At 75.0% G+C, this 7,039-nt stretch carries 6 protein-coding genes; 3 read left to right on the plus strand and 3 right to left on the minus strand.

Annotated elements, in window-relative coordinates; genetic code table 11:
• Positions 1-82 precede the first annotated feature (82 nt).
• Entirely contained in the window at positions 83-1,285 is a 1,203-nt protein-coding gene (locus TU30_RS16060) for a hypothetical protein (protein ID WP_042170269.1), read from the minus strand.
• A 195-nt stretch (positions 1,286-1,480) separates the two neighbouring features.
• On the opposite strand from TU30_RS16060, the gene TU30_RS16065 reads away from it, so the two are divergent.
• The 3 genes from TU30_RS16065 to TU30_RS16075 are packed head-to-tail and all read left to right on the plus strand — an operon-like array spanning position 1,481 to position 4,687.
• Positions 1,481-2,347 (plus strand): Nif3-like dinuclear metal center hexameric protein, encoded by an 867-nt coding sequence (locus TU30_RS16065; RefSeq protein WP_042170271.1) that lies wholly within the window; start codon positions 1,481-1,483, stop codon positions 2,345-2,347.
• Positions 2,344-3,087: a zinc ribbon domain-containing protein gene (locus TU30_RS16070; RefSeq protein WP_079139499.1), complete on the plus strand. Its 744-nt coding sequence runs from the start codon at positions 2,344-2,346 to the stop codon at positions 3,085-3,087. The genes TU30_RS16065 and TU30_RS16070 overlap by 4 nt, the downstream gene beginning before the upstream one ends.
• Positions 3,088-3,145: 58 nt before the next feature.
• Entirely contained in the window at positions 3,146-4,687 is a 1,542-nt protein-coding gene (locus tag TU30_RS16075; protein WP_042170274.1) for a bifunctional RNase H/acid phosphatase, read from the plus strand.
• 124 nt (positions 4,688-4,811) lie between these two features.
• Here the strand turns inward: TU30_RS16075 and eda are convergent, their stop codons facing one another.
• Both eda and yaaA read right to left on the minus strand, forming a co-directional pair.
• Positions 4,812-5,492: a bifunctional 4-hydroxy-2-oxoglutarate aldolase/2-dehydro-3-deoxy-phosphogluconate aldolase gene (gene eda, locus TU30_RS16080; protein ID WP_042170276.1), complete on the minus strand. Its 681-nt coding sequence runs from the start codon at positions 5,490-5,492 to the stop codon at positions 4,812-4,814.
• 79 nt (positions 5,493-5,571) lie between these two features.
• Positions 5,572-6,354, minus strand: coding sequence for a peroxide stress protein YaaA (yaaA, locus tag TU30_RS16085; protein ID WP_042170389.1), 783 nt, complete (start codon positions 6,352-6,354; stop codon positions 5,572-5,574).
• Positions 6,355-7,039: the final 685 nt, after the last annotated feature.

Below are 7,039 nucleotides of genomic sequence, written 5' to 3' on the forward strand. Positions count from 1 at the left end.
CCGTAAACATGATCTTTCCTACAGCCGGGCGAGTTTAACCGGCGGACCCGGGGGTGGATCCAGGCGGCCACGCGGACCGCCGCTACTTCGTTACAAGCCTTCCCAGGGGCGCCTGTTGAAGGGGTACGGGGCGGGGCGCGGCCGGTGTGGCCGAAGGTGCGGACCCCCTGTCCGGAAAGGGCTGTCCAGGCCTCGCAGAGGGTCCCTCTCCGGTCTTCCCCCGCTCCTGCCCCGCCTGCCGCTGCGGCCCGGGCGGGTGCAGTACGGCCACCGCGCAGGGCATCACCGGAGTGGCGCACGGCAGGCGCAGTTGCCCGTCCGCCGTCCACCACCCGGTCCCGGCCAGCCACCCCTCGGGCGCCGGGAGATGATGCATCCGCCGCCGGGCCGGCCACCACACCCCGACCCAGCTGCCGAGCACCCCGTCGACGCGCAGCGCCACCGCGCAGCCCTCCGGCGTCAGTGCCTGGCCGGGCTGGATCGCGAACGGCGTGACCGCGCAGTCCGGCAGCCGCAGGCACTCCGGGAAGCGCACCGGCAGCGTACTGCCCAGCACCCCCCAACCCAGCCGCCCCTGCCCCGGCGAGGGCGCGTCCGAGCGGATCAGCAGCAGGCCGCTGTCCGGGTCGGCGAGCAGGACCCGGTCGTCGCTCCCCTCGGCGATCTGCAGCAGCGGCGACACCTCGCCCCCGCGCCCCAGGTCCACGACGACCGCCTTGGTACGCCCACCGGTCTCCCGGTCCAGGGCGAGCATCCGGCCGGCGCGGTCCAGCCACGCCCCGCCCGAGCAACGGCCCGGGACCTCGGCGACGCGCTCGGGCCCGGAGGCGCCGCCCGCCACCAGCCACAGGGCCGTCGACCGCGGGCCCACGGCGACGGCGTACGCCTGCCGCCCGCACGGCGCGGGCGGCAGGAGCCGCAGCCGGGTCCCCTCGTCCGGGCAGGCGACCGCGCCGAGTGCCACCTCGCCCGTTCCGGGACCGGTCGGGTACAGCAGGCAGAACACGTGCCTCCCGTCCACCTGCCGGTGGACGAGGACCCGCCCGTCGCCCATGGGCTGCACCTCGGTGCCGGGCTCCTCGGGGCGACCCCCGGGCAGCGGCACCGCGTAGGGCTCGGGGCCGTCCAGGGTCCAGCGCTCCGGGAACAGCCGGTCGCCGGCGCGGGCGAGGCGCGCGCCGTAGGAACCGTCGGCACTGAGGACGCAGCCCGGCGGCGCCGGCACCCCCTCCTCGTGCCCGGCCTCCCCGCGCTCCGTCGATGGTTCGATCGCACACATCGTCATCGTTCGGTCACCTCCGGCGACGAACGTAGTTTTCGTACACGCGGCCGGGAGACCCACCGGACCCCGCTTCACACATAAGGGTGTCCCAGGAACGATTCCCCTGAGGAAACGGAGGCGTATGTGCTGGCCGGGGCGGGCGCCGTTCCCTCACCCGCACCGGTACTCCCGCGGCATACGGGCAGGTAGCCTTGCGGTGTGCCCCGTCTGTCTGAAGTCATCACCGCGCTGGAGACCCTGTGGCCCCCCGAGCGGGCCGAGTCCTGGGACGCGGTCGGCACCGTCACGGGCGACCCCGGCCAGGAGGTCGGCCGGGTCCTGTTCGCGGTGGACCCCGTCCAGGAGATCGTCGACGAGGCGGTGAAGCTGGGCGCCGACCTGCTCGTCACCCACCACCCGCTCTATCTGCGCGGCACGACCACCGTCGCGGCCTCCACCTCCAAGGGCCGCGTGGTGCACACGCTCATCAAGAACGACGTCGCGCTGCACGTCGCCCACACCAACGCCGACACGGCCGACCCCGGCGTGAGCGACGCCCTGGCCGGCGCCCTGGACCTGCGCGTCGTACGGCCCCTGGTGCCGGACACCACGGATCCCGAAGGCCGTCGCGGGCTCGGCCGCGTCTGCGAACTGGACCACCCGCTGACCGTCCGCGAGCTCGCCGCCCGCGCCGCCGAGCGCCTGCCCCGCACCGCGCAGGGCATCCGCGTCGCCGGCGACCCCGAGGCGCTCGTGCGGAGGGTCGCCGTCAGCGGCGGCTCCGGCGACAGCCTCTTCGCCCACGTCCGGTCGGCCGCCGTGGACGCCTACCTCACCGCGGACCTGCGCCACCACCCGGCGTCGGAGTTCGCGGCGGAGCCTGCCACAGGCCGCTCGCCCGCGCTGCTCGACGCGGCGCACTGGGCCACCGAGTGGCCCTGGTGCGAGCTGGCCGCGGCCCAGCTCGACGCGATCTCCGACCGTCACGGATGGGGCCTGCGGGTCCACGTCTCCGCCACGGTCACCGACCCCTGGACCGCCCACGCGGCGTCCTTCGAACCCGATACATCTGGAGCCCCCAACTGAACGCCGAGCCCGCCGACCAGATCCGACTCCTCGACGTCCAGGACTTCGACGTCCGCCTCCAGCAGCTCGCGCACAAGCGGAAGTCGCTCCCCGAGCACGCCGAGATCGAGTCGCTGACCCGGGACCTCGCCCAGCTGCGCGACCTGCACGTGGCCGCGCAGACCGAGGAGAGCGACTGCGCCCGCGAGCAGACCAAGGCCGAACAGGACGTGGACCAGGTGCGCCAGCGCGCCGCCCGCGACCAGAAGCGCCTCGACTCCGGCGCCGTCTCCTCGCCCAGGGACCTGGAGAACCTCCAGCGCGAGATCGCCTCCCTCGCCAAGCGCCAGGGCGACCTCGAGGACATCGTCCTGGAGGTCATGGAGCGCCGCGAGTCCGCGCAGGAGCGGGTCGGTGAACTGTCCGAGCGGGTCACCTCCGTCCAGTCGCGGATCGACGACGCGACCGCCCGCCGGGACGCGGCCTGCGCGGAGATCGACGGTGAGGCCGCCACGGTCACCAAGGAGCGCGCGGTCGTCGCCGGATCGGTCCCCGCGGACCTGCTCAAGCTGTACGAGAAGCTGCGCGAGCAGCAGGGCGGCATCGGCGCGGCGAAGCTGTACGCCCGCAGCTGCCAGGGCTGCCGCCAGGAGCTCGCCATCACCGAGCTGAGCGAGATCCGCCGGGCCGCGCCCGACACCGTGGTGCGCTGCGAGAACTGCCGCCGCATCCTGGTCCGCACGTCGGAGTCGGGCCTGTAAGGGGATCCCCTGCAGGAGGATCTGAGAAGAGCCGAGGGGAACCGAGGAGATTTTCCCGGTGCGGGAGTTCATCATCGAGGCGGACGGCGGGTCGCGGGGCAACCCGGGACCCGCCGGCTACGGGGCCGTGGTCAGCGACGCGGCGACGGGGGAGACGCTGGCGGAGGCGGCCGAGTACCTCGGCGCCACCACGAACAACGTCGCCGAGTACTCGGGCCTGCTGGCCGGCCTGCGGGCCGCGCGTGAGCTGGACCCGGAGGCGACGGTCCACGTCCGGATGGACTCCAAGCTCGTCGTCGAGCAGATGTCGGGCCGCTGGAAGATCAGACACCCCGCCATGAAGCCGCTGGCGGCCGAGGCCGCACGCGTCTTCCCGCCGGGCCGGGTCACGTACGAGTGGATCCCGCGCGAGCGGAACAAACACGCGGACCGGCTGGCGAACGAGGCGATGGACGCGGGTGCGCGGGGCGAGCCGTGGCACGCGTCGGCCTCGCGCGCCGCACTGGACACACCGGCCGCGCGACCGGCGACACCCGATTCGTCCGAGCCGTCCGAGCCGTCCGGACCGCTCGGTGGGGCCGGTGCGCGGGGGGCGGATGCCGCCGGTGGGGACGAGCGTGGCGCCCCTGCCGGGAAGGCCGCCGCTGATGTGCGGGCCGCATCGAACGCGCAGGGCGGGCAGCCGGCGGCAGCCGGGCGGTCGGGCCCGCCCGGGGACGCGGCACCGTGCGCGCCCCGGGCCCGCACGGTGCCGGCCCCGGCCTCCGCCTCCGGCCCGGGGGCAGGCGTGCGGGGGACCGGCGAGTCCGGGGCCGGCCTCGCCGCCGATGCGGGCACCGCTCCCGTCGGAAGGGCCGCCGCGGACGTGCGGGCCGCGCAGGCCGTGGCCGCCCCCGGCACGGAGACGGACGCCGCCCGCGGCACCGGGGCGGCACCGGCTGCCACCCCCTCCTCGGGCTGGGCGCCCGCGGACATGGGACCGCCGGCGACCTTCGTCCTCCTGCGGCACGGCGAGACCCCGCTCACCCCCCAGAAACGGTTCTCCGGCAGCGGCGGCAGCGACCCCTCCCTCTCCGACGTCGGCCGTGAGCAGGCCGGGCGGACCGCCGCCGGACTCGCCCGGCGCGGCACGGTCCAGGCGATCGTCGCCTCCCCCCTCGCCCGTGCCCGTGAGACCGCGGGCGTCGTCGCCGCCCGCCTGGGGCTCGAGGTCACCGTCGACGACGGACTGCGCGAGACCGACTTCGGCGCGTGGGAGGGCCTCACCTTCGCCGAGGTGCGCGAGCGCCACCCCGACGACCTGAACGCCTGGCTCTCCTCCCCGGACGCCGAACCCACCGGCGGCGGCGAGAGCTTCGCGGCCACCGCGACCCGGATCGCGGCCGCCCGGGACCGGCTGGTCGCCGCGTACGCGGGCCGCACGGTCCTGCTCGTCACCCACGTGACCCCGATCAAGACCCTCGTGCGCCTCGCCCTGGGCGCCCCGCCCGAGGCACTGTTCCGGATGGAACTGTCGGCGGCCTCGCTGACGGCGGTGGCGTACTACGCCGACGGCAACGCCAGCGTCCGCCTCTTCAACGACACGTCCCACCTGCGCTAGTCGAGCCGCCCGCCCGCAGGCGCCGACGGAGGCAGCCCTGCCGACGTCGGCAGGGCATTGCGTCGGCAGGGCATTGCGTCGGCAGGGCATTGCGTCGGCAGGGCATTGCGTCGGCAGGGAAGCGTCAGCGAGTCGCCCCGCCCGCCGAGAGGTCCGCCGCGGCGCGGGCCAGCCGCTCGACCCGGGCCCAGTCGCGTGCCGCCACCGCGTCCGCCGGGAGCATCCAACTCCCTCCGACACAGGCGACGTTGGGCAGCGCGAGATAGTCCGGCGCGGAGTCCGGTCCGATCCCTCCGGTCGGGCAGAAACGGGCCTGCGGAAGCGGCCCGGCGATCGCCTTCAGGTACGCCGTGCCGCCCGCGGCCCGCGCCGGGAAGAACTTCATCTCCCGCACCCCGTGCTCCAGCAGCGCCACGACCTCCGACACCGTCGACACCCCCGGCAGGAACGGCACCCCGGACGCCCGCATCGACTCCAGCAGGACGTCCGTCCAGCCCGGACTGACCAGGAACCGCGCCCCGGCCGCCACCACCTCGCGCACCTGCCCCGGCGTGATCACCGTGCCGGCCCCGACCACCGCGTCCGGCACCTCGGCGGCGATCGCGCGGAGGGCGTCCCGGGCGGCGGGTGTCCGCAGGGTCACCTCGATCGCGGGCAGCCCGCCGGCGACCAGCGCCCGCGCCAGCGGTACGGCGTCGGCAACGTCCTCGACCACGACGACCGGCACGACGGGCGCGAGATCCAGTACGGATGCGGTGGCAGCGGGGGTGGGGGCTGGTGTCGGTGAGGGCAGGGGGGAGCTCATGGCGACATCCTGCCCGCGGCAAAGGACTCTGCGCAAAGGGCGTTGCGCAGGGTGCAACGCAACGGGATCCCGTCCGCCGTCAGTGCACCTCGTCCACCAGCACGTCCAGCGCCCACGGCGTCCCCGCACGGGCCGGCGCCTGCGCCTCCACCACGTAGCCGAGGTCCCGCAACGCCTCCACCAGCGCGGCGGGATCCTTCGGCGCGGCCCCGTCCGTCAGCAGACTGCGCACGATCCGTCCCTTGGTCGCCTTGTTGAAGTGGCTGACCACCTTCCGCGTCGGCGCGTGCAGCACCCGCACGGTCGCCGTACGGGCGGCCACCTCGCCCTTCGGCTTCCACGCCGTCGCGTACGCCGCCGACCGCAGGTCCAGCACCAGGCCGCTGCCGGCCGCCTCCGGCAGCACCGAGGCCATCGGCGTACGCCAGTACGCGCCCAGCGCCCCCAGTCCCGGGAGCCGTACACCCATCGAGCAGCGGTAGGAGGGAATCCGGTCGGTGACCCGGACCGCTCCCCACAGCCCCGAGAACACCAGCAGCGAGCGGGCGGCCCCGCGCTTGGCGGCCGCGTCGAGGGAGGCCAGGTCCAGGGCGTCGTAGAGCACGCCGGTGTAGATCTCCCCGGCGGGCCGGGCCCCGGCAGTACGCAGTTCCAGATTCTTCGCGACCTCGCCCCGCAGCCCCTCGCTCAGCCCCAGCACCTCGCGTGCCTTGTCCTCGTCGGCGGCGCACAGGTCCACCAGTTCGGCGAGGACGGCCTCCCGGGCGCCGGCCAGCCCCGGCAGCGACAGGGACCCGGGCTTCAGCGGGGCGCCGCGGCCGGAAGCGGCCTTGCCTTCGGACGGCGGCAGCAGGACAAGCACGCGGTACTCCTCACGGTAGAGCTCAGCCGTCAGGGTACGGTGCCGGGCCCTGCGCCCGAGCGGCCCGCCGCCCCTGGCCGGCGCCCGGACCAGGGCGTCGGACTCGTCGGCGTGGAACCGTACGACGCGCACGTCCCGGCGTCGCCCGAAGAGGGTGACGTGGGTGACCGGCTCCGTGAGCTCCCGCGTGACCGTGGTCTGCGAGCCGGCCTCGACGTTCAGCTCCCCGGCGGCCGGCTCGTGGCTCATCCGCAGCTCACGCCGTACGGAGGCGATCCGCTCCAGCGGTATCCGCAGATCGACGTGGACGGCGCGGCGGATCCGCAGCGTGCCGGAGTCCGGGTCCAGCACGTGGGGCCGTACGACGTTCGCGGCGTGCAGCGCGACGACGAACACGACGGTGTACACGTCCAGGAACAGCACCACCGCGTGGACGGCCGGCCAGTCGAGCAGCAGCACCGACAGCGCCACCGTCTCGACGACGCACACGAACGCGAACCCGAACATGACAGCGCCCTGCCCCCGCGCGTACCCGAAGGGAGTGCCGTCCGCCGTGCCGCGGGTGCGCCGCGCCAGCCACAGCACGAGGCTCACCGCCAAGCGCAGCTCATGCCGGACGAGGGCCCGGCCAATCCGCACGCCGCCGGTCATGCCGTCCGTTCCGTCCGCTCCGTCCGCTCCTCCG

This window comes from Streptomyces sp. NBRC 110035, from assembly GCF_000829695.1.
Taxonomy (GTDB): Bacteria; Actinomycetota; Actinomycetes; order Streptomycetales; family Streptomycetaceae; genus Streptomyces.